We start from the raw sequence: 26,998 nt of genomic DNA, 5'->3' as shown, positions 1-26,998 counted from the left end.
ACACCCTTTTCTTGGTAAAATAGAGTTGCAAAGACTACCAAACCAAGAAGAAAGGAAAAACATTACGCTCTGCCAACTTTCATAACACCTATAAAGGGGAAAAGGTCACTCTTGACACCCTCTATAAGGAACTTCTCAAAAAACGCGGTAGAGCTAGGATTTTGGCAAATGCCATCGTTCAAATCGGTATTGATTTAGAGGGTAATCACTGATGAAGAAATCATTCGGATTTACGGAAAACGCTGGGACATAGAAGTGTTCTTCAAAACCACTAAATCCTTTTTGAACTCGGAAATCTGTGTTTATGATGTTATGTTTTTCAATAGTTAGTACAATAGTCTAATGCTAAAATAAGGTGGCCAACTAAATTTGATAAAACAGTTTTCCATCCTTGCAGCATTAAACCAAAAAGACCAGGATTTTTTAGAATTCCCTACGTATTATGATGTCAAAAAGGTCAATATCTAAAATAGATTAGCGAGTTACCTAAGGGTATACTTGACAAGCTACCGGTAATTTTAATATGATATTACTTGTTAAAAGGAAGTAGCTTCTATTATAAATTCGACATACTGGTAGATTCACCTGACTTTATAACCATTATTGGTAAAGAGACTTTTAACATGCTGCTTAAAATTTTTTATCATAATTTCTGGATGAAAAGTGATAAAGGAGATTTTATTAAATGAATAAATATGTTGCGCATCCATGGCATGGTATACCATTAGACGAAGAACATCCTTATATCGTAAACGCATATATCGAGGTAACTCCAAGTGATACACTAAAATATGAATTAGATAAAACAACAGGGCTATTAAAAATTGATAGGCCTCAATTATTTTCTAATATCTGTCCAACTTTATATGGGCTAATACCTCAAACTTACTGCGGTGAAAGGGTAGCAAAACACTGCAGAACCAAATTTGTTAGAAAAGATATAATCGGAGATAAAGATCCTTTAGATATATGTGTTTTGACTGAAAAAATAGTAACACATGGAAATATTTTATTAAAAGCAATACCAATCGGAGGTATAAAATTAATAGACAATAACGAGGCGGATGATAAAATAGTAGCTGTTTTAAAAGATGATGCACTTTATGGAGAGTGGGAAAATATTAATCAATGCCCTAGTCGAGTTTTAGAAAGACTTGAACATTATTTTTTAACATATAAAAAAGCTCCCAAAAGTCAAAATAATAAATGTGAAATTGTTGATGTATATGGAAAAGACGAGGCCCTAAACATAATTAAATTGGCCAATGAAGATTACAAAGAACAATTTATAAAATAATTTAACCTACACATACAAAAAAGCCCGCAGGGCCAGCACCACTGGCGGGTTAGTTGTTTACTGAATATTAAGCGGCCGAAATGCCAGTAGCATAACCCGCAGATGTTACTCCGCGGGTTAATCATTGGAAAAAGCAAACGTTGAAAGAACGGCAAAAATAAGTGTCGTTAGTTGTCCAGAGCTTTCTCGGCAAACCTGTAGGACCCAGTAGTCCATAGTTTTTCAGAATGAACAATACTAAAGCTGCCATCGCTGTCCAGACCACCTTGCTCCATCTTGACTGTTTATCCATATACATTACACTCCCTTCAATATTAAAGCCGCCCTTTGAATCAGGAGAGCGGCTTATTCGCTTTCAATTTTTATCCCTGCGCTAAAACTAATCAAATAATATCCACCGTCATGGTTTCCTCATCCCAGGTAACCGTTTTGCCTAGAGCCTCAGCTATTGCCTTTTCATCGACAATCCCAGAGACGCGCAAAACTGAAATCCAGCACTGTGGCTTTTTCTGTAATAAAACCCATTGTTTGGATGTTTACATATCCCCTAGTATGGTCAAAATATTAAAAAAAAAAGAGTTTACTGAATTGAAGACTCTTATATTGGGTGTTCCAGAAATAACCATTATCAAAGGAGGACTAGAAATGCTTTTGGCAAGAAGTGAAATTATGTCCGTTGCCAAGGAAGTTATAAACCAATACATAATGTTTATTCTTAAGAAGCTTGGCATCTGGGAGAAACCTGAAAACCTCATCGTTAAGCTTGGTGATTCATGCGACGATATGTTTGGAACATGCCTCACCTATTTTAAAGACCAGAAAAAAAATGAACTCGCAGGGGCTGTGGTGGTATTGTATATCAACAACATAACCTGTATAAAAATTTTAGACTGGTTTAGGCTGCCAAGACTATGTATGTTTTCTAAAAAACTACTAAAAAGAAAAATTCTACATGTCCTTGCCCACGAACTGAGACACTTCTGGCAATATTACACTGGGGAGCACAAAAAATACCCCAGGATGACCAAAGGTATATCTCAGAAGGTATATCTGCTGGAGGTGGATGCGGAGAACTGGGCGGAGGAATTTTTATCCGCTTATGTTCTGAAGCCCAAAATAGCAAGGCTTTCAATGTGACAGCATCGCCGGCAGATACAATGCTACCAAGAGAACCACGAAGTAACACCACCATGAGGGGAACATTTTTCCAGTTGTGCTGGTTCAAGGGTTCAATGGTTTCCTTAATGACAGTTAAACTCGGGGCAAGTAAAAATTTTCGCCAATTGTACCGGAAAGAATTTAAAAAACGATAGATCGCATCTTTCTCTGGCATTTCGGGATCAGTTTCAGTTTGCAATATGCGATAAAGGTTCTTACCGTTAAGACAAGCAAAAAAATGAACTTGAACATGTAAAAACAGGTAAATCCTTTTTCTTTATGAAAGTTGGCAGAGCGTAATGTTTTTCCTAATTCGTATTTAGTACTATATCTTTCTTGTATACCCAGGCGTTCCCCGGCGGGCGCTGAACATAAACACTTCTATCTATAGAAACATGATATCAAATTTGCAGCGGGTATTAAAATAACCTGTCCCATTAACGTGCCCAATAATTTTGTACCCATTAGCAGAACAACCAGAGTTTTTACATCACCGTAAGGTCTGTCTCCTCTAAAGGCTTGATCTGTAATTATCGCGGACCTGGGGTCAACGACCAGGGTCAGTAGAATTGTCGCTACTCCGTTAATCATTCCTGAAGACGATGAGGCCGCCAGCTGATACTCGGGCGCGACTAATGTCGCGGAATAAAAGGCGGACAGCACGCCAACAGTATACACCGCTGTCAGCAGCGTATTGAATAATAATAATCTTTTCGGTATATCGCGGCACCGGATATTTTGAAATGTTTGTTTGGAAGGCAATACGCCATTTTTCGCAATGAGTTTAATATTATTAACGCTGAGAGCCTGAATAATAAGAAGCGGCACTGAACCGGTTGACTCCAGCCTGGCAACGGCATAAAGGAAAATCCTCAGAAATGTCGGTGTCAGGACTATACCCGCCAGCGTGCCTCCGGTTGAAGCAAATACAACTTTACGGATATCATTAATTGGATCAATCCCTGTTGTAACGCTTGTACCGATTAATACACCGATTAACGGCCCCTGCAACATATTTGCCGTGCGGGAAAAAAGAACAAAAATATTAAAAAGAGAAACAGATAAGGCAAATTGCCCGCTCTTAACCGAACTTAATCTAACTGAGTAAGAAAGCGTATCTGTCGTGTGGATAATAAAAGTCAACGCCATTAATCCGTACAAGTACATTTCCATGTATATTAACCTCAATGTAAACCTGCCGTCACCGCATTGGAATGTTTCATCAGGATGTTTTTTAATTAGGAACATTTCAGGGAGTCAATTTATCCGGCAGCCTGACCACCTGATAGCGGGGATTCACCTGAGTGTCGTATAAAAAAGCGACATATGGGCCGGATATAAGGGGTTGGGACTGCTTGCTACCATTATATGTAAACTGTCCCGATGGTTCTTGCCGCATCGGGTCCCGCGTTTCATTGCGGAGGTCGGCCCAAACGACATTCGCGCCTTCGACATCAAAGCCGGAGATGTGTTTTCCGCTGGTGGAAACGGTATTCTCATGGCCCGTTTCAAAATTATACACGCTCAATTTTGCGGTAGAGTCTGCCGGTGAATAATTTTGCACGGCGAGGCAAGGCGAACTTAAGGCCGCCTCCCTCCCCCGGAACTCTGCCGTGACAGGCAATACTTGTTTCTTAATACCTTGCACGGATTCAAGTATTGATCTTTGAATATTGAATGTTATTATCTGAATGTTGTCAAATATTGCTCTTTGTATGGGGATCGTAGAATATATACGACCCATGACATTGATAATTATACCAACAATCATTATGAAAACAAGCGTTATAAAAAGAATTCTCCTTATCAACTGCATCATCCCCTGCTCGGTACAGCGTATCTCCCATCCTCTCATTGCCCAACAGGTTTCCACCTTTACTGCCAATAAAATCAAGCCGGTCCGGTCGTCGCTGATGACAAATATAAACATAAATATACCGGTAAGAACGGTAATCTAATCTATCAAGCCTCAATATTATAGACGGTGTTGGGAACTAACCGGTTCACCAAAACTAACCATGTAAATTTACATCGGATCCCACGTTCTCCTCTACATCCTTCAGCCGCCTGTCGATTTTTTCCCAGCATTCTGGAAAACTATCATTTTTTACAACGATTGGGGTTTCTACCTGTACACAATTTTTCCGGAATTCATTTTCCGCTGCTGCTTTCCAGGATATGAATAGCATTGCACAATTATTTGCTTTGGCAATAACTGAAGTAGTATAATAAGTAGGAGTAAGATTGTTGCCGGAGGTAAGATTAATGCATAAAGTTACCATTTCGGAAAAAGGTCAAATATCTATTCCTGTTTTTTTGCGAAAACGATATGGTTTAAAAAAAGGTGATAAACTGGCTGTCGAAGAAATTGATGGATCAATTATACTACGGCCCCTGCCCAGGAATCCTCTGTTGAGCATTAGGGGTAAATACATGAGCAAAGACGAAAAATTAACAGACATGTTGCTCAAAGAGCGCAGGACAGAAAGAAAGCAGGAGAAGTATTGAGCCCCAAAAGATATGTATTTGATACCTATGCCGTCCTCGCCTTAATTGAGGACGAACCTGGCGCGCAAACCGTGGCTGAAATCATCACCGCTCAAGAGCCGGAGATTTTCATGAGCATTATTAGTCTGGGAGAGATTTATTACATCCTTTTGCGCAGGAAGGGTGAGCAGGTGGCTGAGGAAGTGGTAAAAAATACTTTGGCTGAAGAATCACTCGTCCTTGTCGAAGCAACCTGGACGAAGGTAAGAGATGCCGCCCGGATTAAAGCGAAAGGGAGATTGTCCTATGCCGATTCCTTTGTGCTCTCGTTAGGCAAAGAGCTAGATGCGCCGGTGGTCACCGGAGATCCCGAAATTCTAGCCTCTGCCGGGGGAATCGGTGTAGAGATTATCTGGATCGGTAAATGAAACAATCCTGTCCGGTCATCGCTGATGATAGACATGAAGTAATCTCCTCATTTTCAAAAGATACTCTACTGATTAATCCCTCTGAACATGATATGGTATAGCAAGATTTTACTATATGCTTTCAACCAAAATTTGTTTTTCTTTTTTTAATCGGTCTAGTTCTTGCTGACTTTTTTCCAACGCGCTTTTTAAAATTCCCAGAACGTCAGCCACCTTGTCTTTCTGTAAAACTGCATTTGCCAGCGAATTTTTTATTCTAGATTGAACAACCCAATCTACTATGAGCCCGTATAATTATTAGTTTTACAATAAGAGGATCAGTATTGACAATATTGGATTACGAATGTAATATTAGAATCAAACTTACAAATGTAATCATATGGAGGGGGCCTGAATGAAAGGATTGCCGCAAATTTCAGGATCCGAGTTGGAGGTCATGAAGATACTATGGGAGCTTGGCCACGCGACAAGTGCACAGATTGTACATAGACTGACAACTACCTCAGAATGGAAGCCCAAAACTATTCAGACGCTGATCACCCGCCTTGCCGCAAAGGGGGCAATAAAAGCTGAAAAAACTGAAACCAAGGCGTTTTTGTATTCGCCGCTGGTCGGCCAGAGCGAATACCGGGCCTACGCCGGCAAATCCTTTCTGCAAAAGGTGTACGACGGCTCGTTAAATCTGATGATCGCCAGTTTTATCAAGGAGCAGAAGATATCCCAGACGGAGATAGACAGCTTAAAAAAGCTGCTGGATGAGGAGTTATGATTATGGCTGAAATTTTTCACTACGTTCTAACAGCTTCTTTTTATGCCACCATTACGGGGCTGGTGATTATTTTAATCAAAGGGGTATTGAAAAACAGATTAAGCGCCAAGTGGCACTATCTCATTTGGATAGTTATGGTATTGAAGCTTTTGATACCGTTTGGCCCCGAAAGCGCGGTAAGCCTTTTTAACACGGTGCCGGAGGTGCCGCGGCAGAATATGAGCGGGATCGCGAATCAAATGGAACAGCGGCACGAGGCTTCTTGGGAAGCCGGGAATTCACTGCCATATCAGCCGCCTGCCCAACAGCAAGCCGAGGCTTTTAAAACGGCGGCAATGATTGAGAGCCTGCTGCCCTACGCCTGGGCCGCCGGTGCGGCGTTAACAATGCTGTGTCTTGTTTTCACCTGCTATTCGCTGCATAGAAAGTTGCGCCGGGGCTCGCCGGTGCAAGATGAAAGGATATTACATATTTTTGACGTCTGTAAGGTTAAAATGGGGCTCGACAGGAGCACCGACATCTCACTTATTATTCAGGACTCGGTTGGCACACCCTCCCTGTTTGGTCTGAGATCGCCTAAAATTCTTTTATCCCCGGCGGTGTTGAATTTAAGCGACAAAGAGCTTGAATATATCCTGCTGCACGAACTGGCGCATTATAAAAGAAAAGATGTGCCGGTAAACTATCTTCTGCTGGTTTTACAGACTGTGCACTGGTTCAATCCGGTTATCTGGTATTGCTTCCGGCGCATCCGGCAGGATATGGAAGTCGCTACCGACGAGCTGGTGCTCTCTGTTTTGGAGAGTACGGAATACAAAGATTACGGCCGGGCGCTGCTGGCCGCGCTGGAGGGTTTTGCCGCGCCGGAGCTTGCCCCGAAGCTGCTCGGCATGGTGGACGACCGGAAGAATATTGAGCGGAGGATAAACATGATCAAGATGGCCGACTTTTTCAAGAGCCGCAGGAGACTGGCGCTGGTAATAGGATTGCTTTGTTTAGCGGTGTTGGGCCCCGTACTGCTGACAGACGGTCTGGCCGGGCGGAACCCCTCATCAGGTTTTGCCGGTTATAACGCGGAAGCGCTTTTTAAATATAAAACCGCTTACGTGGGAGACAACAGCAGGGTGGTCAACCTGATCAGCAACCTGCCGTATGCTGCTCAGCGCCGGGCGGTTTCGCTGCAGACCCAATCCGCTCCTTATGGCGTTACGGTTGACTACGATTTTAGCGGTGTCAATTTGGACATCCGGCAAGTTGAAGCGGCTCTCCGCGATAATGCGGTGATAATGTTCGCGTTGATTGACAACGTTGATGTGATCACCTTTAATGTCAAAGGGGCGGACCAACCCTCTGCATACCAGTACCAGTATTCAAGAGATGAAGTGCAGAAAAGCTATGATAATGACCTGCGGGAATACGCAAAGGATATCAATGCGCTTGAGACATTGTTAAAGAGTCTGGCCTTCCGGCTGCACGTGTACCCTGAAAAATACGCGCTGATCATGTCCAGTACGCCGGGGATACGGATTGCGGCGGAATACCGCGGTTCCGCCACCAAAGCGCGCTATGCAACAGAAAGCGGGACGCTTCTTACCTGGGAGGTCACTACCGGCAAGGTGTCAAAAAACTTGTCAACGGTTGAACTGCCCTTGGATACCCCGGTCTATTGGTCGCCCGTCGCTCCGGCCGGCCAGCTCCCTGCGGACAGCCAAAGCCAGGTGACTGTCACTCTGCTGGACGCACAGGGGCAAAGGATAGATGAAAAGCAGGTGACGATTGTTTACGACGGCTTGATGTATTATACTGTCCAGCCGGGGATGGGTATGGTTATCGGGGAAGAAACCTTGTACTTAAACCAAAAACCAGGAGATATGGATAGCGCGGCAGGCATGGCTATAAAATCTCGAAGTTACGCGTACGGTGCGGGAGAAACAGTAACTGAAGGACACATCATCCTGGATAGCGAAGAGAACAACGGGACGGTTAAGGTATACACAATAGCGAGCATCGGGATTTTCGGCTTTGAAAACGGCATTTTCACCAAGGTCAGCGGCAGTGGAGCCATTCCAACGGTAATGATATTTTCCAAGGATGAAAACGGCGCGTACTCTTTATTGGATTATAAAGAGCCGCAGGATGGAGCGGGGTACGTGGACTCGCTAAAAAAAATGTTTCCCGGAAAACTTCAGGACAGAGTACTGTCCTCCCAGGAAGACTATGCGGATCTTGCCAGGCAGCAGGAGGCGCAGGCGGCAGAGTACTTAAAAGGCATCGGGAGGGCGGCGGCGGTCAGCGCGGATCATGTGGCCAGGAAGCTGCCGGATATCAATGTGGACGCGTCCAACAAGCTTTTCTTTGGATATAATACCAAATACGATGCATTTCTCAACAACTGCCCGTATTGGCTCGGCACCAGAGAAAGGATTGAAAACGGAGTCAGATATATCTACGAGACCTCCCAGGGCAAAACCGTTGACGGTTATGATCTTATAGTTTTCAGGAAAACCAGGGAAGATGGGGCTGTAGTGGAAGAGCGCCAGTATAAGATTGCGGAGAGCGAGCCGCAGCTTATTGAAAACGCTGAAAACTAAAGGTTCCCATAAAAGGCCCACATAATTATTTTTTAAACCTGAATGGTCCCATTAAAAATCGAGTAGGGGCAGCTAAACTGCCCCTCTCACAGAGCCGTGCGCAGGCGGGTCATCGCACAACGGCTCCTCCAAACCCTTACTCTGACCTTTGAGACACGAATTTCCGGCAGATAGATTTTAGCGAAATCAGCCCGATCTCCCTTAGCCATTTATTATCCAAGGTTGCGTGGACACCTGCCGACCCCGGTTCGCTTTCGCTTCGTTCAGAGGTTTGCCTTCAAACCTTCCGAACCTCACCGCACGGTGACGCTCTGCCTGTCCGCTTGTGCTTCCGGTTGTCTTTATTTTATTTCAAAATCAACCCTGATACTCTGGTTTTCTGGCAATAGAAGTTCAAAAGCCATATTGCCGGCGGGTTCGTTGATAGCCGGGAAGTTGACCCGGCAGGCATCAACCAGCTTTTCTTCATTCATACTGCCATGCCGGCTGAAAGAACCGGGATTCAATTCAATGCCGCTGCCATTTATCAGCTTCACATCATAGTTATCACCACCATCTTCTTCTCTGTCGCCTAAAGGATGAGTATATTCATAGTCAACCACCGTGGAAACTGGAGTAAAAACTATCTTTTTCAGCAGAAGTGTCCTTTCCCCATTATCCGCAGCTTTCATCACCGGCAATTCCTTGGTCTTTGCATCCGCATTGCTGCGCAATAGGGGGATTTTAAAGCGGTAAGGGCTTTTATTAATTTTTTCCATATCATCGGCCAATATCACCTCAAGGTCGATACTATCAGGGAAAGAGAATTCAGGGCCAGGGTGGAATTGCGTTAAGCCAACGTAAAGTTTATCGGATATCTTCTCGTAACTGGCTCCACCTCCCCCGGAAATACCTTGCCCGTTATAATAAAAATTCGCATGGAAAACCGTCTCGTCGGAAAGCTCTGCGCCGCTGACCACATATCCGACAGTGAAACCTGACTGGTCATAATAGGCTTCCCGAATCGCCACAGTAACCCCATGGTCGGTAATCTGCAGATCATCCAGCTTAGTTATATCTTCGCCATCTACATTTTCCAGACCGCTCCAAACAAACTTCTCCCTTTCGAATACCGAGCCGACAAACGGTATGTTTACCAACACCCTGGCCACCGAAGTTGACACAAAGCCGCTGCCCAGGATGCAAACACAGAGCAAGGCCACCGACATGCTCACCATTATTCGTTTTTTTATTATTAGCCGCCTTTTTCCTTTGTTGACGGCCTTTTGGATGACCATGTCCACTTGTTCCTCAGGAACCACTATATGGTTGAAATCATCTTGATAATTTTTACTCATTAATATCCCTCCTTCAGTTCCCGTCTTAAATAACGCAGTGCTTTATTCAGCCTGGTTTTGACCGTTCCAACCGGGCATGCCAGCACCTCCGCGACTTGGGACAGGGTTAGATCCTGAAAGTATTTTAAAATAACTACAGTTCGCTGTTCTATGCTGAGCTTGTCTATGGCATTGAATAAGTCAATGTTGGAGATGATTAGCTCCCCGTGATTTTGACTGTCGTCAGCAATTTGTTCCAATGCTCCAGGATCGTCATATTTTATTTCGAAGCCGGCAATTTTCTTGCTCTTTCTCAATTGATCGATACAGCAGTTTACCGTGATTCTGATCAACCAGGCATTAAAAAACTCCGGGGTTTTAAGCTTTTTCAGGGATATATACAGCTTGTAAACGACATCATGAAGCACATCCAGGGCATCCTCTCTATTCTTTACATAGGTGTATATCAGCTTGTATATATCGTCCTTTCTCTCCTGAATAAGTTCTAAAAAAGCGTCGGAGTCACCCCGGCACGCCTTTCTAACCCTATCCGGATCTACAACAACCATAAAATTCCTCCCGTTTTTCCGCGTTCAAAGCTTTAACCGGTTAAAAAGCCTATCACTTTATATAGACTTTTAAAACATGTGAACGGTTTTGCAATAGATAAGAAAAACGTCTATGGCTTATTAATCCATAGACGTTTTCTTATCTATTGCCCTATTGTTTCACATTTCCCGCACAACATTTAAAAACGGTCTTTTTGTTACGGCCAGCCACAATCCTCCGCAAAGCAATCCGAATATAATGTTCAGCGCGCCGACAATCAGAACTAAATTACCCAGACCCAGGGAAACGATTATCATTCCCACACTTCCCATCACTGTCGCGCACGAACTCATCAGCGACGATGCCGAACCGGCATCGCCTTTCTGCTGTTCCAGCATAAGATATGTGCTCGGCGGGCGGGTGCAGCTTCCCACGATCGTCGCGGGCAGCAGCAATACCGCAAACACCCACGGTCCGAGCCTTCCCAGCGCGCAAACCAGAAACCCGCTCAAGATCATAGCGGCGAAGCAGGCGTTAATGATCGAAAATCGTTTAAATTGAGCTGAAAGTCTCATGTAGAGCAGCGGTCCGATCAGCATGCCCGCGGCGTTGAAGGCAAAATAATAGCTGTATACCTGGCTGCTCAACCTGAAAGTGTCCTGATAGATGTAAGAAGATGACGATATGAATGCCATCCCTGGTATGGCCGTCATTGAGAAAATAATAAGCAAGGAAGAAAACCCGGGGTTTTTGAGCACCACGACAAGCCGCCCTAATGTATTAATGAGGTTGCCCCTGCTTCGCAACTTCAGCGTTTCCTGAAACACGACCGCTCCGGTGAAGGCAATGACGCCGATAATTACCTGAGCGACAAAAACTCCTCTCCAGGAGGTAAATGTCAGCAACAGCGCCCCTATGACCGGCGCCACGGCAGGTGAGATCACTACCATTGACTGTACCAGCGCCAGAATTGATTCACGTTTTCTGCCCAAATACATGTCTTTGACAATAGCCGTTGCCAAAGCGTTGGCGGCACTTCCACCGGCAGCCTGCAGAATCCGGAAAAATATCAGTTGGTAGACGTTCAACGAAACGGCGCACAAAACGCTTGCAATAGTATAGCCGGTTAGACCAACAAGCAAAACGGGCCTGCGCCCGTATTTATCGCTCAACGGCCCCCAGACCAAAGTTCCGAGACTGAAAAAAATAAAAAACAGAATCAGGGTAAGATTTGTCTGGAATTCGTGCACCTGGAAATAATCCGTCATGGTGGGTAAGGCAGGGAGATATAGGTCGGTTGAAAGCGGCACAAAAGCGCTTAGCAGCGCTAAAAATACAACTATGCCTTTATTACCCAGGTATTTCTGTTTTATTGTTGTTTTTATGGCAGAATTATCTCTGTCGTTATTGTCGTTCATTTTTTCTCGTTTTTTCTCGTGCTCAACTTTTATTATTTTTTACAGTATGAATAAGTCCACCCATTCGTCCGATATGATTATTACTTACATTTTCGACATTATTGTGTTTACACCTTCTCGCTATTGGTATCCCATGCAAAAGCCGGCCGTTGCTTACTCTTTATTACCATACCCAATTTTTTCTATCCGCTTTAGCGTGAACCTTTTCATGTCTTCCGTCGTCCATAATTTAAATACAATTTAGAGAAAGAGGAGAAAAAAATGAGACGCGCTTTCCTTATGTTTTTTTTGTTATCAGCTCTTCTAATAGCCCCGCACGCCGGCTTTGCCCGGGCACCCTTTGACGACATTCAGTCGCATCAAGCCTCCGCCGATATTGAAGCCGTTTACGAAAAAGGGATAATGCTCGGCACGGGGGATAATAAATTCAGCCCGGACGAGTTTGTTGACCGGGCGCAACTGGCGGTATGTTTAGTGAAAACCTTTGATTTGAATATAGATGATTTACAGTTTATCAAAGCGCCTGTCCCCGCCGACCTGTATGACGACGTGGAGGATAATTCATGGTACGGCAAGGCTGCCATGATTACAGGCTATAAAAATATCTTTAATACCGCTGACAGAAAATTTAGGCCCCATGAAACTATTGCCAGAGCCGAAGCAGCCAGCGCGATAGTCGATTCTTTTACGGCCAAAAAGCTGTCGGTAGTTACCACGATGATGTGGCCGGATTATACCGACACGACAAATTTGACCCAAAAACAACAATCCGACATCAGCTTTGTCTTCAACACCGGCATAATGAGGTACACCGGCAATGAATTCAGGCCTGACGGGAAAATAACGCGTGCGGAACTGGCAACCATTTTAAATCAAACTTTAAAAACCCTGGCTGTCGCCACGCCTGTTCAAGCGGCGGAACCAGGAAGTTCACCGGCCTCCGGCGATCCGGCAGCGAATCCCCGGATGTAAATACGGCGGCCTTCAAGGATCAAGGCGATCTGGCTTTCGTCCGGCAGGGTCTGCTTTAGGTGACGGGCGACTGGCGCTCATCCCTAACCGCGGCCGGAACAGGCGTATGCCAGCCGCTCTGGGCTAAAGATGGGGACCGCATCCTGTACGCGCGGGACAACACGCTCTGGATAATCAGGGCTGACGGCGGGCAGCCGGAAAAATTAGCGGAACTGCTTCCTGTAGGGAGGATCTTTTCGGTTTTCACGGCTATACTTCGTGTTGGGATTTCATGGCATATTATGTCGGTGAATAACGTATGGGGATTAGTTCTCTTTTAGAGGTTTCGCATATTCAAAATTTAGCTCCCCTGCAAAAGCCGGTATCATAACTTCATTTCTTTCCTGCGTTTCAACAGAAATGCCATATTCGTTAAGGATGTCGACAAGGCCGCCTTTTAATTCCAGCCTGCTCTTTATAGCGGAGGCATTGCCGATGGCGGTGATATGGTAAGGAGGTGAAATGGGAGTCCCGTTAACGTTGATGTGGCTGCCGGCCAAGCGTATCTCGCTGATGGGCGTGATCCGCTGGCCATTTATGGCTATGGCTTCCGAGCCCGCTTTGTTTAATTCGTTAACAATTTTTAAAAGATGTTCGTCGGTGATATCTTTTGGGGGCTGGACAGTACCGGGCCCATCCTGCTCCGGGTGAATTTGCGCAACCAATTCCACTCCCGGCCCGGACACCGGGGCTAAGCCGGCAAATCGTCTTATTCTGGCCAGTTCCCTTTCCAGCGCTTGCTCAGCCTCTCTTTGCCCTACCCCGGCCTGGTCCAGCCTGGCTGACAGATCGGAAATTTCTACCCGCATTTCATACAAATCCTCTACCAGGCTTTTTTTCTCCAAAGCCAATTCCTGCTCTCTATCCAGGGGGACAACATTATTGCCGGCGCTGGTGGCGCGAAACTGGTAGCCCAGGATCACTCCCGACAAAACGGCAACGAAGGAAATTGACAAGAAAAAAATCCTTTTCTTCAAACTTAAAACCTCTCTCTGAGCTCTTTTTTAAGATTGATTTAACGCGTTAAACTCAGTGTCAATATCCGCTTCTATTATATAATCCGACTTGATGCTTCCCGAATAAGCCGGGATTGTTAGCTGCTCCAGCTTTTTAACCGAAACCTGGATGCCAAAAAACTGCAAGTAGTCAATTACACCGCCCCTCATCTTCAAGGCGCTTTCCATGGTTTCAGGGCTGCCGATGGCAGTTATGACAAAAGGAGGAGCAAGCGCTTTTTTATTGATTCTGATAGCGGGGCCGTTGCAGCTGATCTCGGTGGCGGCTATCACGCGCTGCCCATTAATCGCGACAGCCTCGGCTCCTGCCGCTTTAAGTTCGTTCACTACTTTTAATATGTCTTCATCGTGCACGAGATAGGCGTTTGGATTGTCTATGAATTTTTGTGAAGCGTTGCTGTCTCTTAAGGTCACTTCCACACCGCTGCCGGTAAGCTTGGTCAAACCTGCGAAAATCGTCGCGAGCTCCATCTCTTCTTTAATTTGCGGCGAGAGAGACTCATTGGACAAACCTTCCAGTTGCCCGCGCATTCTGAGTAATTGCGCTTGCAGAACTTCGTGTTCTTTTTTCATCTGTTCCACCTGGTCCGCCAATTCTTGTGCTCTCTGGATAGCCTTATTATGCTGCACATCCCTGGTAATACGGAATTGCACAGATAGCATTACTCCAAGAACAAGGCCGACCAGGACCACTGACCAATAGTAACTTTTAAACCTCAAGCTACTCATCTCCGCCCGCTCTCTACAATTACTGAACTGACTAAACTTTTGCGATCAACATTTTTAAATTCATGTTTTGACCTTTGATAATACTTGTCCGGCAGTCTAACAACCTTGCAACGGGAATTCCCCTTGGTGTCAATACTGTTCGTCTTGCCAAGCTATCGTTTCAACTAATCTATTTCTCATGAGCTCTATATATAAGACGTTGTGAGAAACAGACAGGTTCACAAAACTAATCATAATGAACCATTCTTTGGGGAGCATTGTTCTGCTCTTGATGTATTGATAATCATATACAGCAAACATTTATTATTCAAAGAACGCTGGGAATTTAGAGACAAAAACAATAAAAATTTTTGGGGGGGGGGCATCAAAAAGCCCCTCTTTTTTCTCTTTACATAGTAGAGAGTTAATAAAATGCGTTTGGATTTATAAGCTAATACATGAAACGCTAGCGCCTAATGAGTTGATTACAGGACTGTATGTTCTTAAGTTCAAAAGGCTTTTCGGAACGTGCGCTAATTATGGAGTTCTAATTCAAATCGGCTCAAGCTAGACAAAGGAAATCCGAAGTTTGTTTCGCGCTTCCATGGCTATGATCCGTGAGTAATGCCAGGAATAAGTGACGTTTTAGCCAAAGTATGGTAATTGAGTGACAAACTATTTTAGATCTGGTTGAAAAATATGTAGAACTATTTTTTGCTTATAATCGTCTATATTATAGAATACCAGTTAAATATAGGAAATAAGACAAAACCTGTCGAAAGATAGAAGTGTAAAACATTGGATCTAAGGTATGTAATACCTTATAACAGTCCCGCCAATGTTTTTTGATCTGCACGTTTCTATACATATAGATACTTTTTATCTTCGAGAGGTGGTGATGGAATGCAGGATTTGTTTACTTATGCTACTCTTGGCACCCTAGCTGGCGCGGTGGCCGCGACTGTTCTGGTGGTTGATTCCATTAAGGATCTTGGTTTTTTGAAGCGTTTTTCCACTCGCTGTCTTGTGGTGGTGGTAGCTGAAGGAATCGTTTTTCTGGCCGATATCGCCGCAGGGAGTTTTACGATAAAAAATGTTCCGCTTTGTGTTCTTAATGGTTTGCTGGTGGCGGCTTCCGCCATGGGAAGCTGGCAGGTGATTCATGATCGATTGTTTGGTGGTTCTGAAAGGTAAAGGGAGGTTGAGTGACTTGGAAAGAAAAACCAAGTTCCATGAGTTAGTTGCAAGGGCTAAGAGTGGTGATGAGAAGGCTTTTGTTCAAATGGTTTATCGATTAAATCCGGCAGTTAAAAAATATAGCCGCAGATCGGGTCATTATTTTGAATGTTATTCAGATCTGGTAATTTGGTTAATGAACGCGATTCATCAATATCCCGCTTAAAAACTTGCAGATAAAAATAGAAAACTTTTTTAAGACAGGGGGGTATCAAAAAGCCTTCCTTTTTTCTCTTTATATGGTAAGAGGGCAAGTTAGTTACCATGATGGGAGGTGAGATTATTCATTGTACTTGACGGTTCTTCTGGAAAATCTGGTGTTCATGATTTTGATCCAGAGGAAGCCCGGGCAATTGCTTGGTTTTTAACCGGCCTGCGCCATGAAGCAATCAGATTAACTAAAAAGTACCGGCAACTGAATGAACACGAGCTTTTGCTCCTGAATGGTCCGGCGTCTCAAAGCGCTGATCCCGATAAGTTGACCATGATTGATGTCATTCCTGCTGCCGTAGATGTTCCCGGTGAAGCCGAGGGTATGATATTTGTCCAGGAAGCCCTCTTGTTGTTAACGCCACAAGAGCAAAGAGTGGTGCGGGCAACGATTCTGGATGGATTTACCGAGCGAGAGGCAGCCAAGAAACTGGGGATATCACAGCCTGTGGTTCATCGCGCGAAAGAGCGTGCGTTGAAAAAGTTGCGGAAGTATTTTGCCCTGGATAAATCCGCCGGCAAGTAGAGCCTCAACTACTGCAGCATCAATGTCTCATGTGAAGCAGAAGAGTCTGGTTTAGTCCAAATCGCCCTTTAATCGTTGTCTTCACTTTGGAAGAAAGTAATATAAGCAACTGTTTTAGAAAGCGCTATAAAAGGAGAAGCGGATTTGAGAGGCCGGGAATGTCCCGGCGGTGGTTCAGAAGGTGAAGAAGCGAGCGTTGAGCATAATGCGGCGCAAGCATTATGCAATGAGTAAGTTTACCCCTGAGTAAAGTTTATAATAGCTCAACATTAAACTAAAAAATTAAGGAGGTTTTGATTTATGCCATATTTATCCTATGAGTTTACAGGGCTGGTACCAGAACAGCCTATTGATACTAAAAATACATTTACTGTATCAGAAACGCAAGATGTTAGTGTTGTTTTAGTGCAATGGTCATATCTTTATGATAATCAGATCCCAGCCTGGCTTACTTACCAACTCATAGCAACAAGTGGTGGTCAAACCACTGGGGAGATACGGGTTGATGGTTTGTATACAAGTAAAAGTACGACAATTACGTTTAATAATGTAGCAGCAGGAACCTATAAAATGAGGATCTATAACAAAGGGGCTGGTCTTGCATACGGAAATGGCCATATATATTATCACTAAAGTGACAACCGGATAATAGGCTGAATTACTCCACCCTGAGCAGGGTGGAGTAATTCATAAAATCTAAACACAATACTTTAAGGATGCTCATTATTTTAGTGGAATTTTTATGTTTTGCTGTTGGCTGCCGGCTGTGTGAGGAACAAGAACAAGAAATTCTGGTATATTTTTGGGTGCCTCACATACTAATCGGGCAATCGTAATTTTCGTATCTCCTTTAATTTGGTGACTCAGTCTTATCGAAGCGCATTGCGGGATATTATTCTCTTTATCGTCCATTACAGCACTAAAATAAAATTCCTCTGTAAGTGGGCGAATTGATTCATACTCGATTAGCGTGCTTAACGGAGAAATCTTTACTTCTTTTACCATGACAGAGGTTTCTCCAAATGTCTCTTTTTTCATTGGTGAAAATGTCCTGGTGGCCGCATCTGTGTCTTTCCTTGACACAGGAATCGGCCCAAGCAGCCATTCTCCTTGTTCCTTTCCGATTTGATGAATCGCCACCTCCAGGTTGAATGTTTCAGGTAAATCATCACTGGGGTAGATTTCCACCAGCCCAACCCGACCGTTATCCATCTTTTCACACGTTGCCTGCGTAGTATTCTGAATAGGCTTACCATTGGCAAAAAACTGCATTCCCGGGGCTCCTAAAGGAAGGATCAAATCTCCGGGGAAAGTTTCAGGATTAAGGTTAGGTCTGGAAGTCGTGACTGTATATCCAATATCGATCCTCCCCTGATCATACAATACATCTGTTATGGTAACGGAAATATCCTTGTCCGTGGCCGTTAGGTTTGGCTGTGTAACGAAACCTTTATCGATTGCGTTCTGAATTCCCCTGTCTTCGACAAAATTAAACACCGCGTTGATAACGGGAATTTGCTCCAGCGCCCTGGCTATGGCCGGGGAAATAAAACCGGACATGATCACAAGTGCGCCGATTACAACTACGGCGGCAAAGCTGTAACAGATTTTGTGAATTACCGCATTCCTCTGAAAAGTTGTATTAGCGCTCGTATCGTCAAAAGCGCGCTCACGAATTTGGTCCCATGGAATGGAATGAACCTGGCAGTGACCGGCATCTTGTTGTATTCCCTGTTTAATCAACTCATCCATGAATCATTCACTCCTTTATAAATTGCTCTTTTAATGTTTGACCGTCGTCTTTAAGTTTTCTGACGAGCCGGCGACGCGCCTTGGCAAGCCGCCACTTATATGTGCCAAGACACCAGCCTGCCACAATCGCTGCTTCCCTGTCAGTTAAATCGCAAAAGTAGCGTAAAACCAGCGCAATTCTTTCCTGTTTGCCCAGATTAAGCATGGCTTCCCGTACCGCAATCCTGGTCTCTGTCTGATCAATCTTATCGGCAGGGTCCATGACCTCCATATCAGGCACGGATGCCGTATTCGGCCGGCGGCTCCACTGTTGGCGCGCCGCGTTCAGCAAAATCTGATAAAACCATACGCGGAACTTATTGGGATCCTTTAGCTGACTACGACACTTGTATAAATTGATGAAAGCGTTTTGCGCGGCTTCTTCCGCATCGTATTCATTGCGTAATACCAGCCAGCAGGTGCGAACGGCAGCCGCCCACTGCTCCCGGACAAATTCTTCATAAGCAGTGATATCTCCTGAGCAAATACGCGATATCATTTCAAGTGTGATGTATTGATCGCTTTTATTACCCACTCATCTTTCACCCCCTCATATAATATGATGCAGGAAAACGCTCCGACGGATGGTGCAAGTGTAAATTTTTTTTGAGAGGGGTATCAAAACGGCTTCCTTTTTTCTCTTTATATGGTAGAAAGGGTATATTAATTTCCCGGATAGCTAAATTGGTGGGATGATATAAAGAAGCGGCCTGTTCACCTGCAAGGGACGGGCCGTTTCTGTCACTGAAAAAATATATTGATTATTTTAGCTTGTTGCTGTGCTTGAGATTCTATATCATGCACCAACACTTGCGTAATATCCCGGTTTTTAATCTCCCCATAGATTAGAGGAAGCGGGGTACTCTCATCCCCGTCATCAGGAAAAAATTCAAAATATATTGCTTGCTCAATACCTGTGGAATACATTCCGCATTATAATTCTCCTTCACTACTGAAAGTTTACCGTGCACCGGACAGTTCTATCGTAACCGATTCCCCCGAAATATGATATCGCGGCGTTATACTGGGGACTTCCTTCCAGCGAAATCCTTGCTCTCACCACAGGCGGCTGAGACGGAGTTTGCTCGTCTCCCGGCCGCCCCGGCAGTTGCTCAAAATTGAACTCCTTCGCAAATTTCAGGCCGGGGCTTGCAAAATGCGTATTATCCTGGAAAGTATCAGCAAATTCCACGTTGAAAAAGCTGAATACCAATTCGTTATTTTCCTCGCTGTACTGCACAGTTGTTTCCGGCAGGGGATGGCCACCGGCAAGTACTTCTCCCGGCGCCGGCTTAAAGTCGAAATGAATAACGGGATCTTCTATTGCAAAATTGGTAATAACTTGCTTCCAGGTGCGTTTTCCGAAAGAAACCTGTTCCTGTTCATTTAAAGGCAAGAAAAGTTCCTCATTTCTCAACTCTTCTTTGACGGGATTGTAAATCAACAGGTAAGGAAACTGGAAGTAGCCGGTATCGCTGCCTCCTCTTGCCCTGAAGATGAGTTCTCCGTCTTTATATTCTTTAAACTCCGCAGTTTCAATAAAACCGACGATGAGTTTCATTCCGTCTGATGAAGGGTGATCGAGGTAGTAATTGTGATCACCATACGTTGTCCTGTCTATTAGCACGTAATTGTCGCCGACAGATCTGATTTCTCCCGCCTGTTCACTGGGGAAAGGCAGGGGGTGATACAACCCGCCCGGATGCCAGGCCAATACCTCGTCCCATTTATAGGCGCCGTAATAGCCCTGGGGGACATCCAGTTCCTCAAAAACTTTTCCAGCATTTTTTCCATCCGCCCCGGCCTGCCAGATCGAGGCTTTTTCCCCCTGCAGCCGCACCCACATCAGGCTTTCGCCGCCCTCGACCCACCAGGGGCTGCAGTCCAAGCAGCCGGGAACTTCACCGCTGCTGATCTGCCTCGCCCCGGCACCGTCCGGGCTGGCCAGCCAGATTGAAGACGGCGGCCACTCCTCGCGCCGGTCGCTAATCACTCGCGACGATTCCGACCGGCTGACCGCAATGAAATCACCCTTTGGCGACCAGGCCGGGTCGCGGTCGACGTACCCTTCGGGGGTGAGCATTGCCGCTTTTTCCGGACGGTTAATTGGCACCACGGAAAGCCGCTTGTTGAAAAAAGATTCCCTGCCGCCGCCTTCAATGAACGCCAGGCAGTCGCCGCCGGGAGACCAGTCAACCCAGTCGGGGTAAGCGAGTGCGGTCGCGAGTTGTTTGGGGTCATTTCCCATCATTGTTGTTGCATATAAAGGCACACCGTCGGCAGTCAGGGACGCTGAAAAAGGATAACTGAAAAAGCTGAAGTCAATGTTATTGGGAGAAAACGTAAGACCACCCAGATAAGCAGGGGCAGTTCCCGCATCCGGCAAAAATTCCGGCGCTACGTCAAGGAGCGTTTTGGTTTCGCCTCCGCTGACAGGCGTGACCTTGATAGTGAGATTTTCTTTTGCATTTGGATGCTCTTCCGCCCTTGTATAAACAAGCTTTTCGCCGGTGGGCTGCCAGCAAAAGCTCATTATTTTTTCAGACGCGTCCGCCAGCGCCAGAGGAGCTCCGGGGCCTTTGTCAGTGACTGCGGCCAGCTTGCATTCCCCGCTCCCAACACTTTCGCCCTGTTTTGCCGTAAGGTAGGCTATACTGTTCGCTGCCGGGGACCACCGGGCATCCAGCACCTGCTTTTCCGGCTCGATGCTGTAAATCCCTCCGCCGTCGGCGCGGGCAACCCACAAGGAGTAGTGTCTATTCCATTTTTCAGCGGGATCATATTTGAAAAAGAGCAGCCATTGCCCGTCCGGGGACCAGGCCGGGCAATGGCTGCAGCCGTCGCCGGTCAGCTGCAGCGGTTCCTTGCCGCTTTCCAGCACCCAAAGGTCTCCCTGGCTAATTACTGCCAGCCGCCCGGGGAATACAGGCAGATTTTCCAACGGTTTCAGCATAACGCGCACCCCGCCGGCAAGATCGTTTTCACCCGGCCCGCCGTCCTCACAGCCGCTTAAGAAAACGGCAAGCGCCAGGAACAAAAGAATAGCTCTTGCAAGAGTCCTTGAAAACATTTTATATTCCCCTACAGTTTATTTCCTGCCAAACCGTAAGCGTCAACGTCCAAACGCTTGCCGGCAAAACCTCATCGCGCTTCAGCTATTAAGACAACCTCTACATTAAAGACGTTGTAAGAAACAGACGGGTTCACAAATTAATCGTAACGGCTGAAAAATATGCGGAACTTTATTCGTCATCAAACTGTCTATATTATACAAACTAGTTAATAATAATTAAATCTTAATTTAAGTCGGAGGAAAAACGCGCCGTGAAAAAAATAATTTGTTTTTTACTCACATTAACCTTCTTTGCTTGTTCCGCCTGTTCCAACTCAAAACAGAAAGCCGCGAATGAGGCGGTATCCTCCATCAAAGTCGGTTCCGGTCCGGAAGATCTAAACTATATGGAACGTTCAGGCGCACTATTGGGTCCGGAATGTTTTTCCATAAAATCAGACGGTGGGTTTTATTTACTCGATACCGCGAAGAACAGAATTCTGTCTTTTGACTCCAGCGGGAAAAAAGATGACTCGTTTAAACTGCCGGACGACTTATCAGTGGTTAAAATAAGTGTCGGTCCGGATGACCGGTTATATGTACTTGACGCTTCTAAAGGAATTATCGGCACTGTGGAGTCGGAAAATATTATTCGCTACCAAATTAGCAGCTTAATGATTGAACCTCTAATTGATTTTGGCATTACAAAATCCAACATACCATATATAGTGTTAGCCGACCAGGAAGGTGGACAATCATATTTATTCAAACTGGAGAACCAGAGCGCGAATATCATCGAAATAAAAAAAGGCCGCCTGACCCCGGAAGAAAAGATATATAAGACATTATTAATTAAAGAAAAAGGATATGAAATCGGGCACGCCTGCATAATGCAAATTTACGATTTCAATAACAAGCTGGAAAATGAATTGCTCATTGAATCAGAAAACTGGCTGGTAGGAGCCAGCTATCTCGGCGAGGAAGATGATCAAATCATTGTGCAAACCCACGAGACTGATTCTGATACGGACAAGGCTAATTATAATGATCTGGTAAAAAAAATAAATAAGGACGGCAAAATTGCAGAAATATCAATTTTACCGCAGAAATACAAATATATCTCCAACGACACGGTCCAGAAAGGTTCTTCTTTATACCACCTAAATACAGGTGAACACGAGGTTACCCTTGAAAAATTAAATTTTGTTTCCGCCGATTCTTAAACATTAAAAGACACAAAAAAAATTTCATATACCGTTAATAAAATTTCGCCCGGCCTTACCTGGTCTTAAATGAAAATTGCAATCAATTTAGTTATGTAGTAACCGAGGACGATCCCGGCCGGTAATGCCAGGCAAGCGCCCATCCAGGAAAAGGTTTGCCAGCCGGCAGCAAGGCTGATCAGCAAAAATCCCGGAAGCATTAACAGAAACATGGATTTGCCGGCGGCCGCGCTCTTGTCCCCGGACTTCCATTGAAATAATTGTACAAAATCGGAGGAAACAACTTCTTTCCAGTATAAGCCAGCCAGGAAAGCCAGCAGGCAAGCCAACCCGGGCCAAATAATCCACTTCCACCAGAAGGGAAAAGACAATACGAGCAGTATACCGACTGCCACCATTTGCGCGTAAAACAAAAGACTTCTATTATTTCGCAAAACCGATTTAATACAGAGCTCAACCAATAAATTAACGGCATGGCGTTTCCGGAACAGGTGATTTGAATGGCGCAGGATTAAAGGACGCTTCTTTGGTGATTTTGGCCTTTTTACGTTTATACCCGACATGCTCAGCAAAAGAGAAGCATATCTTAACCGGTAACGCTGCTCCCGGGCGACATCGTCGAAGAAACTTCCCCTCACCTCAAGTCTCATTTTGGTCAAGAACCCGAGAGCAATTAAAAGCATTGCGCAGGCGTTCAAAAGCAAGCGGGGCTGGCCTAGAAGAAAAAGGACACCTTTAACGAAAACAAAGCTCATTAAAACAAATGCTATTTTCATGGCAATTACCTGTTTCCAGCCTTGAAAACGTAATTCAAAAAGCTGTCTGGCCATGCCTGTATTCGTTTTGAACAAAAAGACAAACCCAAGAAACAGGGCAAACTGGACTGCGGAAAGCTTATAATTGATGAATAATAGCGGGGCAAGCAAGGAAAAAACCAAAAGGCTCACTAAGAGATTGAGCATTGCGGTATAGCCGGCGCCGAACGCCATAATTCTTCTGATCCAGCTCCTGCGCTGCAGCAAGAAAAGCTGGTCTCCTTCTTCCAAAAACGTTCTGGTGCCGCCCGACCAGGCAAATAAATAAATAAGCGTTAAAAGCCAATAAAACGGCAGCGCCTCAATCCAGCCATATTGGTTTTTCCACAACGAGATATAGCCGTCCAGGCCAATCAGCACGGCGGGCAGCAAGATATATAAACCGACCGTCCAATCAATCGCGGTTTTCCACACCTTGTATTGAAATTTCCATTCCGATTTCACTCGTCTGAAAAACATTTGTGTTGCCGAAATCATGCTAAGTTCTCCAAGATCTTATTAAAGCAATCAAAAAGGGCAGCCCCCGGCATCCGGCAGATTTCACGGATCTGTGCCAGATTTCCTTGAGCAACCAGTTTTCCGTCAGCCAGTAAAACAAAGGAATCACAAATTTTTTCCGCCGTGTCCAGAACATGCGTCGACATCAGCACACCGGCGCCGCGCTTGCTTTCTTCTTTCAACAGGCTTAAAAAATCCCTTGTCGCTCTTGGATCAAGCCCGATAAAAGGCTCGTCCACGATATAAATGTCGGCTTTGATCAAGAAACCGATAATGAGCATGACCTTTTGCTGCATGCCCTTGGAAAAACTGCCCGGCAAATGGTGCCTTTCCTTTTGCAAGCGAAATATTTCAAGCAATTTCCCGCTCTCGGCCAGGAATTCACATTCTGCCATGCCGTATGCCGCCGCCGCCAGCTCCAGGTGTTCCCACAAAGTCAACTCGTCGTAGAAAACGGGGTTTTCAGGTATATAAGCATACCTGGCCTTCTGCCCTGCCGGCTTCACCTCTCCCTCCATCTCCGGCAACAATCCCAAAATAGCTTTAATCGTTGTGCTTTTCCCGGCTCCGTTGGGTCCGATTAACCCTGCCAGTTCGCCCTTCTTCAGAGAGAAGTTAATATTCTCAACAGCTTTTTTATTGCTTGCATAACCGGCATGTTTGATTTGAACCTGCAATATATCCACTTACACTTCCTCTTTCTTGTCAACCGCGTTCCGCAAGACGCGGCAGACTAGTCCCTACATAGATTATATTCGCGCATCAGCCCCATGGCAATCGGGCGCTTATGCCATAGGCAGACCATGAGACACAAAAAAGAAGGAGCTTAACCCCCTTCTCCCCTGCCGGCTTAATTTACTGAATCGACTCAACCATCCGCGAAACATGCATTGGGTGCAAATCATTTTTCATGCATTCACCAAAATAAACCCTGCAACCCCTATATTTACAATTCCCCAACAATTTCTCCCATTATTGAAGTATCATATCCACCCATTCCCTTTACTTCGTCTTTAAACTCAACTGACCTTAAGATGGATAGCAAGGTCTGGAAATTAGATTTTTCCAAATCATGTTTATATATAACTAAATCATAGCGTTCTCTCTTCAAAGGAACAAACTCTACTTTAGGTACCTGCAAAGCGGCTTTTTCGGTACCTAATCCGACATCGGCAATCCCTCTGGCAACTGCGCTGGCAACTGCTATATGGCTCATTCCTTCATTCGCGTAACCCTTGATTGAACGGGAATCAATGTTTAGATTACGCAAGCTCTCATCAATCAACACTCGCGCTCCAGACCCTTTATCACGGTTGAAAAATGTTATGTTCGGTCTGAGCAGGTCCGGCCAATCATAAATAGCCAGGGGATTGCCGGGAGCTACATAAAACCCCACGGTGCGGTAAACTAAATTGATAATTACAGTCCGTTGGCCTGGCAGCAATCTTCGGACATAGGGGATATTATATTCTCCCGTTTCGCCATCCCATAAGTGAGCTGCCGTGATATTTGCCGTTCCACGATAAAGCGACAGCAAACCATCAGTACTTCCAACATAAGCACGTAAAGAACGGAGCATCGGATTCTTTTTTTCCAGATATCTTGTCAGCACATCCAAGACGATATCCTGCCCGCAGATAATTAATCCCTGATTTTCTATAATCATTTGTTCCAATGAGCCCAGTTTAATTGGAGCAGTTGATTTTTGTACCGGATTCGTTGTATGCATATAAGCCTGCAGGTCGGTCTGACTTATTCTTATTTTTTTACCAACGCGATAGGAAGGGATTTCTCCACGCTTCAATAATTCGTAAACCGTTCCCTTGGATATTTTTAACAGCTTACATATCTCTTCCGGAGAATAGGACAATAAATCGGTCATATAATCACCTCAAACATTTCTGTCTAAGAATCAACCATGTTATTTAATACGAAATAATATAAAAATTTTTCTTGTCATCTATTATAACATATTGTAAGATTAATTATAGTATCAATTAGTATTAAATAGTATCATTTAATAACAGGATCCTGTTGTATTTAACACTGTTATGTATTACTAGTATTTGCTCAATATTAGGGAGGACTGATTAATGAATAAAAAACCCCTATATGCCTTGCTGACAAGCGCCCCTATCGGATGTTTGGGCGGGTTAATCGGCTTGGGCGGAGCGGAGTTCCGGCTGCCTGTATTGGTGGGTCTGTTCAAATACTCAGCCCGTCAGGCAGTGTCTCTTAACTTAGCCGCAAGTTTCATTACACTTTTATCATCTCTGATTTTTAGAATTCCCAGCGCACCATTTGCTAAATTATTGCCGCTTGCACCGGTGATTTTATCATTAATTGCGGGAGGAATGGGCGGCGCTTATATTGGGGCGCTTTATACCAAAAAAATATCCGAACATGCCTTGGAGAAGGTTATTTTGGCTCTGCTATTATCTATCGGGCTATTACTTATTGGGGAATCTTTTTATCCCTTTGCTGCCAGAGGAGTTCAAGCACCTTTGCCGGTTTTGCTGCTTATTGGTCTGGCATTTGGAACAGGAATCGGCATGATTAGCAGCCTGCTTGGAGTTGCCGGGGGAGAGTTAATTATTCCGACGTTAATTCTTGTTTTTGGCGCCGATATTAAACTGGCGGGAACCGCCGGCATCCTGATCAGTCTGCCAACCGTGATTATTGGACTTGGCAGACATTATGCCAATGGTGCCTTCACGCAAAAACAAGATATTAAAGAACTGGTGCTACCCATGGGGATAGGTTCGATCATTGGCTCATTTATCGGCGGAATGCTAATTCTTTATGTTTCCGGCGGGTCATTAAAGCTGATCCTGGGCTTAATATTGATAATCTCCGCAGTGAAAATATTTAACAAAGTACGTCGGGAAAATGTTCAATG

28 protein-coding genes and 1 pseudogene are annotated in these 26,998 nt (G+C 44.8%); 13 read left to right on the top strand and 16 right to left on the bottom strand.

Features of this window, described 5'->3' with window-relative positions; translation table 11 throughout:
• The first annotated feature begins 685 nt into the window (after positions 1 to 685).
• The gene (locus A4E54_RS10140) at positions 686 to 1,297 is read left to right on the top strand and encodes an inorganic pyrophosphatase (RefSeq protein ID WP_240084185.1); all 612 of its coding nucleotides are present in this window, start codon (positions 686 to 688) and stop codon (positions 1,295 to 1,297) included.
• Between the two features lie 588 nt (positions 1,298 to 1,885).
• Positions 1,886 to 2,434, top strand: a complete 549-nt coding sequence (locus tag A4E54_RS10135) for a hypothetical protein (RefSeq protein ID WP_286726002.1) — start codon at positions 1,886 to 1,888, stop codon at positions 2,432 to 2,434.
• Positions 2,435 to 2,495: 61 nt separating this feature from the next.
• Here A4E54_RS10135 and A4E54_RS15920 read toward each other — a convergent pair.
• The 3 genes and pseudogenes from A4E54_RS15920 to A4E54_RS10125 all read right to left on the bottom strand — a co-directional run.
• A pseudogene (locus A4E54_RS15920) lies at positions 2,496 to 2,770 on the bottom strand (IS4 family transposase); the annotation flags it as partial.
• 66 nt (positions 2,771 to 2,836) lie between these two features.
• Positions 2,837 to 3,628, bottom strand: coding sequence for a lipid II flippase Amj family protein (locus tag A4E54_RS10130; protein ID WP_240084188.1), 792 nt, complete (start codon positions 3,626 to 3,628; stop codon positions 2,837 to 2,839).
• Positions 3,629 to 3,704: 76 nt separating this feature from the next.
• Positions 3,705 to 4,385, bottom strand: a complete 681-nt coding sequence (locus A4E54_RS10125; protein ID WP_240084182.1) for a hypothetical protein — start codon at positions 4,383 to 4,385, stop codon at positions 3,705 to 3,707.
• Between the two features lie 335 nt (positions 4,386 to 4,720).
• On the opposite strand from A4E54_RS10125, the gene A4E54_RS10120 reads away from it, so the two are divergent.
• The 4 genes from A4E54_RS10120 to A4E54_RS10105 all read left to right on the top strand — a co-directional run bounded on the left by A4E54_RS10120 (position 4,721) and on the right by A4E54_RS10105 (position 8,730).
• Positions 4,721 to 4,963: an AbrB/MazE/SpoVT family DNA-binding domain-containing protein gene (locus A4E54_RS10120; RefSeq protein ID WP_240084181.1), complete on the top strand. Its 243-nt coding sequence runs from the start codon at positions 4,721 to 4,723 to the stop codon at positions 4,961 to 4,963.
• A complete protein-coding gene (locus tag A4E54_RS10115; RefSeq protein ID WP_240084180.1) occupies positions 4,960 to 5,370 on the top strand; it encodes a type II toxin-antitoxin system VapC family toxin in 411 nt (136 codons plus the stop codon). The genes A4E54_RS10120 and A4E54_RS10115 overlap by 4 nt, the downstream gene beginning before the upstream one ends.
• Before the next feature lie 394 nt (positions 5,371 to 5,764).
• A complete protein-coding gene (locus A4E54_RS10110) occupies positions 5,765 to 6,139 on the top strand; it encodes a BlaI/MecI/CopY family transcriptional regulator (RefSeq protein WP_286725998.1) in 375 nt (124 codons plus the stop codon).
• Between the two features lie 2 nt (positions 6,140 to 6,141).
• Complete coding sequence (locus A4E54_RS10105; RefSeq protein WP_286725996.1) at positions 6,142 to 8,730, top strand: M56 family metallopeptidase; 2,589 nt, start codon at positions 6,142 to 6,144, stop codon at positions 8,728 to 8,730.
• A 341-nt stretch (positions 8,731 to 9,071) separates the two neighbouring features.
• On the opposite strand, the gene A4E54_RS10100 is transcribed toward A4E54_RS10105, so the two are convergent.
• From A4E54_RS10100 to A4E54_RS10090, 3 genes are all read right to left on the bottom strand, one after another.
• Positions 9,072 to 10,067 carry a DUF4179 domain-containing protein gene (locus tag A4E54_RS10100; RefSeq protein WP_286725993.1) on the bottom strand — a complete coding sequence of 332 codons (996 nt, stop codon included), beginning with the start codon at positions 10,065 to 10,067 and terminating at the stop codon, positions 9,072 to 9,074.
• The gene (locus A4E54_RS10095; RefSeq protein ID WP_240084176.1) at positions 10,067 to 10,615 is read right to left on the bottom strand and encodes a sigma-70 family RNA polymerase sigma factor; all 549 of its coding nucleotides are present in this window, start codon (positions 10,613 to 10,615) and stop codon (positions 10,067 to 10,069) included. Before A4E54_RS10095 ends, A4E54_RS10100 begins: the two co-directional genes overlap by 1 nt.
• A 159-nt stretch (positions 10,616 to 10,774) precedes the next feature.
• Positions 10,775 to 12,013, bottom strand: coding sequence for a multidrug effflux MFS transporter (locus A4E54_RS10090; protein ID WP_240084175.1), 1,239 nt, complete (start codon positions 12,011 to 12,013; stop codon positions 10,775 to 10,777).
• Between the two features lie 261 nt (positions 12,014 to 12,274).
• On the opposite strand from A4E54_RS10090, the gene A4E54_RS10085 reads away from it, so the two are divergent.
• The gene (locus tag A4E54_RS10085; protein ID WP_286725991.1) at positions 12,275 to 12,985 is read left to right on the top strand and encodes an S-layer homology domain-containing protein; all 711 of its coding nucleotides are present in this window, start codon (positions 12,275 to 12,277) and stop codon (positions 12,983 to 12,985) included.
• Positions 12,986 to 13,040: 55 nt separating this feature from the next.
• Here the strand turns inward: A4E54_RS10085 and A4E54_RS10080 are convergent, their stop codons facing one another.
• From A4E54_RS10080 to A4E54_RS10070, 3 genes are read right to left on the bottom strand one after another with little or no spacing between them, the layout of a single operon-like run.
• On the bottom strand, positions 13,041 to 13,232 hold the full coding sequence (locus A4E54_RS10080) for a hypothetical protein (RefSeq protein ID WP_286725990.1): 192 nt from the start codon (positions 13,230 to 13,232) through the stop codon (positions 13,041 to 13,043).
• 58 nt (positions 13,233 to 13,290) lie between these two features.
• Positions 13,291 to 14,001, bottom strand: a complete 711-nt coding sequence (locus tag A4E54_RS10075) for a DUF881 domain-containing protein (RefSeq protein WP_240084172.1) — start codon at positions 13,999 to 14,001, stop codon at positions 13,291 to 13,293.
• A 27-nt stretch (positions 14,002 to 14,028) separates the two neighbouring features.
• Positions 14,029 to 14,769, bottom strand: coding sequence for a DUF881 domain-containing protein (locus tag A4E54_RS10070; RefSeq protein WP_240084171.1), 741 nt, complete (start codon positions 14,767 to 14,769; stop codon positions 14,029 to 14,031).
• Between the two features lie 882 nt (positions 14,770 to 15,651).
• Between A4E54_RS10070 and A4E54_RS10065 the strand changes: the two genes are divergently transcribed.
• The 4 genes from A4E54_RS10065 to A4E54_RS10050 all read left to right on the top strand — a co-directional run bounded on the left by A4E54_RS10065 (position 15,652) and on the right by A4E54_RS10050 (position 17,353).
• Positions 15,652 to 15,942, top strand: a complete 291-nt coding sequence (locus tag A4E54_RS10065) for a hypothetical protein (protein WP_240084170.1) — start codon at positions 15,652 to 15,654, stop codon at positions 15,940 to 15,942.
• A 16-nt stretch (positions 15,943 to 15,958) separates the two neighbouring features.
• Positions 15,959 to 16,150, top strand: a complete 192-nt coding sequence (locus A4E54_RS10060) for a helix-turn-helix domain-containing protein (protein ID WP_240084169.1) — start codon at positions 15,959 to 15,961, stop codon at positions 16,148 to 16,150.
• Between the two features lie 108 nt (positions 16,151 to 16,258).
• Positions 16,259 to 16,720, top strand: coding sequence for a sigma-70 family RNA polymerase sigma factor (locus tag A4E54_RS10055; RefSeq protein ID WP_240084168.1), 462 nt, complete (start codon positions 16,259 to 16,261; stop codon positions 16,718 to 16,720).
• Positions 16,721 to 17,020: 300 nt separating this feature from the next.
• Entirely contained in the window at positions 17,021 to 17,353 is a 333-nt protein-coding gene (locus tag A4E54_RS10050) for a hypothetical protein (RefSeq protein ID WP_240084167.1), read from the top strand.
• 90 nt (positions 17,354 to 17,443) lie between these two features.
• On the opposite strand, the gene A4E54_RS10045 is transcribed toward A4E54_RS10050, so the two are convergent.
• The 4 genes from A4E54_RS10045 to A4E54_RS10030 form a co-directional block, all read right to left on the bottom strand.
• On the bottom strand, positions 17,444 to 18,472 hold the full coding sequence (locus A4E54_RS10045; RefSeq protein ID WP_240084166.1) for a DUF4179 domain-containing protein: 1,029 nt from the start codon (positions 18,470 to 18,472) through the stop codon (positions 17,444 to 17,446).
• 7 nt (positions 18,473 to 18,479) lie between these two features.
• The gene (locus tag A4E54_RS10040; protein WP_240084165.1) at positions 18,480 to 19,046 is read right to left on the bottom strand and encodes an RNA polymerase sigma factor; all 567 of its coding nucleotides are present in this window, start codon (positions 19,044 to 19,046) and stop codon (positions 18,480 to 18,482) included.
• Positions 19,047 to 19,252: 206 nt separating this feature from the next.
• Positions 19,253 to 19,438 (bottom strand): hypothetical protein, encoded by a 186-nt coding sequence (locus A4E54_RS10035; protein ID WP_240084164.1) that lies wholly within the window; start codon positions 19,436 to 19,438, stop codon positions 19,253 to 19,255.
• A gap of 22 nt (positions 19,439 to 19,460) precedes the next feature.
• Entirely contained in the window at positions 19,461 to 21,581 is a 2,121-nt protein-coding gene (locus A4E54_RS10030; RefSeq protein WP_240084163.1) for a TolB family protein, read from the bottom strand.
• Positions 21,582 to 21,835: 254 nt separating this feature from the next.
• Between A4E54_RS10030 and A4E54_RS10025 the strand changes: the two genes are divergently transcribed.
• On the top strand, positions 21,836 to 22,786 hold the full coding sequence (locus tag A4E54_RS10025; protein WP_240084162.1) for an NHL repeat-containing protein: 951 nt from the start codon (positions 21,836 to 21,838) through the stop codon (positions 22,784 to 22,786).
• A 65-nt stretch (positions 22,787 to 22,851) separates the two neighbouring features.
• Here A4E54_RS10025 and A4E54_RS10020 read toward each other — a convergent pair whose 3' ends face one another.
• From A4E54_RS10020 to A4E54_RS10010, 3 genes are all read right to left on the bottom strand, one after another.
• Positions 22,852 to 24,078: an ABC transporter permease gene (locus A4E54_RS10020; RefSeq protein WP_240084161.1), complete on the bottom strand. Its 1,227-nt coding sequence runs from the start codon at positions 24,076 to 24,078 to the stop codon at positions 22,852 to 22,854.
• A complete protein-coding gene (locus tag A4E54_RS10015; protein ID WP_240084160.1) occupies positions 24,075 to 24,785 on the bottom strand; it encodes an ABC transporter ATP-binding protein in 711 nt (236 codons plus the stop codon). Before A4E54_RS10015 ends, A4E54_RS10020 begins: the two co-directional genes overlap by 4 nt.
• 260 nt (positions 24,786 to 25,045) lie before the next feature.
• Complete coding sequence (locus A4E54_RS10010; protein ID WP_240084159.1) at positions 25,046 to 25,981, bottom strand: helix-turn-helix transcriptional regulator; 936 nt, start codon at positions 25,979 to 25,981, stop codon at positions 25,046 to 25,048.
• A 211-nt stretch (positions 25,982 to 26,192) separates the two neighbouring features.
• Between A4E54_RS10010 and A4E54_RS10005 the strand changes: the two genes are divergently transcribed.
• Positions 26,193 to 26,998 (top strand): sulfite exporter TauE/SafE family protein (locus A4E54_RS10005; RefSeq protein ID WP_282442362.1); only part of this gene is annotated, 806 nt, incomplete at its 3' end.

The sequence above is a fragment of the Pelotomaculum sp. PtaB.Bin117 genome (assembly GCF_002067195.1).
In the GTDB taxonomy this organism is placed as follows: Bacteria; Bacillota; Desulfotomaculia; order Desulfotomaculales; family Pelotomaculaceae; genus Pelotomaculum_D; species Pelotomaculum_D terephthalicicum.
This window is presented reverse-complemented; position numbering and strand designations above follow the sequence as displayed.

Bases quoted from the DNA above. Each gene is read 5' to 3' on its own strand.
- A4E54_RS10140 (WP_240084185.1), top strand. From the start codon at position 686: ATGAATAAATATGTTGCGCATCCATGGCATGGTATACCATTAGACGAA.
- A4E54_RS10085 (WP_286725991.1), top strand. From the start codon at position 12,275: ATGAGACGCGCTTTCCTTATGTTTTTTTTGTTATCAGCTCTTCTAATA.
- A4E54_RS10125 (WP_240084182.1), bottom strand. From the start codon at position 4,385: ATGTTTATATTTGTCATCAGCGACGACCGGACCGGCTTGATTTTATTG.
- A4E54_RS10130 (WP_240084188.1), bottom strand. From the start codon at position 3,628: ATGGAAATGTACTTGTACGGATTAATGGCGTTGACTTTTATTATCCAC.
- A4E54_RS10095 (WP_240084176.1), bottom strand. From the start codon at position 10,615: ATGGTTGTTGTAGATCCGGATAGGGTTAGAAAGGCGTGCCGGGGTGAC.
- A4E54_RS10105 (WP_286725996.1), top strand. From the start codon at position 6,142: ATGGCTGAAATTTTTCACTACGTTCTAACAGCTTCTTTTTATGCCACC.
- A4E54_RS10035 (WP_240084164.1), bottom strand. From the start codon at position 19,438: ATGTATTCCACAGGTATTGAGCAAGCAATATATTTTGAATTTTTTCCT.
- A4E54_RS10050 (WP_240084167.1), top strand. From the start codon at position 17,021: ATGCCATATTTATCCTATGAGTTTACAGGGCTGGTACCAGAACAGCCT.
- A4E54_RS10070 (WP_240084171.1), bottom strand. From the start codon at position 14,769: ATGAGTAGCTTGAGGTTTAAAAGTTACTATTGGTCAGTGGTCCTGGTC.
- A4E54_RS10045 (WP_240084166.1), bottom strand. From the start codon at position 18,472: ATGGATGAGTTGATTAAACAGGGAATACAACAAGATGCCGGTCACTGC.
- A4E54_RS10065 (WP_240084170.1), top strand. From the start codon at position 15,652: ATGCAGGATTTGTTTACTTATGCTACTCTTGGCACCCTAGCTGGCGCG.
- A4E54_RS10020 (WP_240084161.1), bottom strand. From the start codon at position 24,078: ATGATTTCGGCAACACAAATGTTTTTCAGACGAGTGAAATCGGAATGG.
- A4E54_RS10090 (WP_240084175.1), bottom strand. From the start codon at position 12,013: ATGAACGACAATAACGACAGAGATAATTCTGCCATAAAAACAACAATA.
- A4E54_RS10100 (WP_286725993.1), bottom strand. From the start codon at position 10,067: ATGAGTAAAAATTATCAAGATGATTTCAACCATATAGTGGTTCCTGAG.
- A4E54_RS10030 (WP_240084163.1), bottom strand. From the start codon at position 21,581: ATGTTTTCAAGGACTCTTGCAAGAGCTATTCTTTTGTTCCTGGCGCTT.
- A4E54_RS10110 (WP_286725998.1), top strand. From the start codon at position 5,765: ATGAAAGGATTGCCGCAAATTTCAGGATCCGAGTTGGAGGTCATGAAG.
- A4E54_RS10120 (WP_240084181.1), top strand. From the start codon at position 4,721: ATGCATAAAGTTACCATTTCGGAAAAAGGTCAAATATCTATTCCTGTT.
- A4E54_RS10010 (WP_240084159.1), bottom strand. From the start codon at position 25,981: ATGACCGATTTATTGTCCTATTCTCCGGAAGAGATATGTAAGCTGTTA.